Genomic DNA, 1,580 nt, shown 5'->3' with positions numbered 1-1,580 from the left:
CCCAGCGATCCCGGACCGCCAGCCGGAGCCTCGACCGGGTCCGCGTGGAAGACCGGGCCGCCGTGGTCCGGCCGGGCGGGTGGCGGCCGTGAGCATCTACGCCTTCCTGCTCGACGGCTGGGACGACGCAAGCACCTGGGGACTCGACGGCGACCTCTACTATGCCCAGCTCACCCCGAACGGCGTCGACGACGTGGACGGGCCGCAGGTGTGGATCGGCCCGCCGACGTACATTCTCGGCAGGATGACCGAGCTGGCCCACGGCATCGCCGCGGCACTTGACCTGCCCCTCGATCTGGTCGACGACGCTATGGCCCGCGGTTCGGCAGCGGCCCGCGGGTGAACCAGCTTCGACCAGCGAGATCAATCACGCGAGACCACGGCCGGGTCCCTACGACGATGCGATCCAGGACCCGCCAGTTCCTAGTTCCGCTCATGGCCGCGTGGCCGAGGACCCCGGTGGAACGCCTGCGGCGTGGCCTGTCGGCCCGGTGGCTTAGCACGGCCGGTCTCCCGGTCAAGGGCGCTGCGCGTCGCCTGCGGCGACCGGACTGCGTCCGGCCCTTGACCGCGAGCCTCGCCGGCCGGGCTGGGTCGCCCCAAGGGGCGGCGGGGGAACAGCTCCCCGCCACCCCTTCGGGGTTCCCGGGCCGACAGGCCCTTCTCGTTCGGAGGCCGACATGGGCAAGGCGCAGCAGACCATCACCACCACCGACAAGACGATCGCCGAGGAGGACGCTGGGCGTGGTCTGTCGTCGGTGAGCACGCTGGCGGTGCGGGTCGCGGGGTTCGTTCCGACCCGGGTCGACATGCGCTTCGCGGGAACGCCGGAGCAGCAGCTCGGGATCACGCTGGGCGCCGTGCTGGTCTACGTGAGCATGCACCGCACCGCGGCGACGATCGCCGACAAGTGGGCCGCCGCCGCTCCGTTGGCCCGGGGTCTGTCGCACGCTCTGCCCCAGGCCCGTCGGGATGCGGCGGTGGCGGCGGGGCCGTGGCTGCTGTCGGCGATGGTGCGTTTCGCGGGGACTCCGGTGGTGACCGCGTCGATGCTGACCCCGGCGCCGGGTCGGGATGTGCCGCCGTTGCTGCGGATGCAGGTCGGCCCGGTGACCTGGGAGCTGGCCGACGCGGTCGCCTACACCTCGATGCTGAACGCGTGGCGGATCGCCGAGGACCTACTGGCCTGTGGACAGACCCCGACCGAGTAGGTCCACGCGGCCACGGTTGTGGATGGTGGGGCCCGGCTGCTGGTGCAGCCGGGCCCCACTGCGTCACCCTCGAATCCATGGAGCAGTGGCGGGTAGGAGTGCTGCGGCCGGGCGCGGAGAACGTGGCCTGGACCGACCACGGAAAAGGCCAGGATTGGGACACCGCACGCGACGCCGCGGTCGAGGCGCTGCACGCGCGGGTCCTGGCCGAGGGGCGCCAGGAGTTCCGGGTCCAGGTCGCGGGAAACGAGGCGTATGTGTTCCCCGGCGAGACCGCCGACGGTGAGGTCGAGCTGACCGGGATCCGCGACATGCTTCCCGAGCGCTACAGCCGCTGAGACAGGGGAGCGGACGCCTGCGGCGGCCCAC

At 72.3% G+C, this 1,580-nt stretch carries 3 protein-coding genes; all 3 read left to right on the top strand.

Annotation, left to right across the window (positions count from 1 at the left end; translation table 11 throughout):
- Positions 1–88: 88 nt before the first annotated feature.
- The 3 genes from ND486_RS28700 (at position 89) to ND486_RS28690 (ending at position 1,549) form a co-directional block, all read left to right on the top strand.
- A complete protein-coding gene (locus ND486_RS28700) occupies positions 89–343 on the top strand; it encodes a hypothetical protein (protein WP_251787435.1) in 255 nt (84 codons plus the stop codon).
- A gap of 337 nt (positions 344–680) precedes the next feature.
- A complete protein-coding gene (locus ND486_RS28695) occupies positions 681–1,211 on the top strand; it encodes a hypothetical protein (RefSeq protein ID WP_251787434.1) in 531 nt (176 codons plus the stop codon).
- A 77-nt stretch (positions 1,212–1,288) separates the two neighbouring features.
- On the top strand, positions 1,289–1,549 hold the full coding sequence (locus ND486_RS28690; RefSeq protein WP_251787433.1) for a hypothetical protein: 261 nt from the start codon (positions 1,289–1,291) through the stop codon (positions 1,547–1,549).
- Positions 1,550–1,580 lie beyond the last annotated feature (31 nt).

It is taken from the genome of Pseudonocardia sp. DR1-2, assembly GCF_023717215.1.
GTDB classification, from domain to species: Bacteria; Actinomycetota; Actinomycetes; order Mycobacteriales; family Pseudonocardiaceae; genus Pseudonocardia; species Pseudonocardia alni.
Note: the sequence above shows the minus strand (reverse complement) of the source record. Positions and strands in the feature narration are given on the sequence as shown.

Coding starts and splice junctions, on each gene's coding strand:
- ND486_RS28695 (WP_251787434.1), top strand. CDS start 681: ATGGGCAAGGCGCAGCAGACCATCACCACCACCGACAAGACGATCGCC.
- ND486_RS28690 (WP_251787433.1), top strand. CDS start 1,289: ATGGAGCAGTGGCGGGTAGGAGTGCTGCGGCCGGGCGCGGAGAACGTG.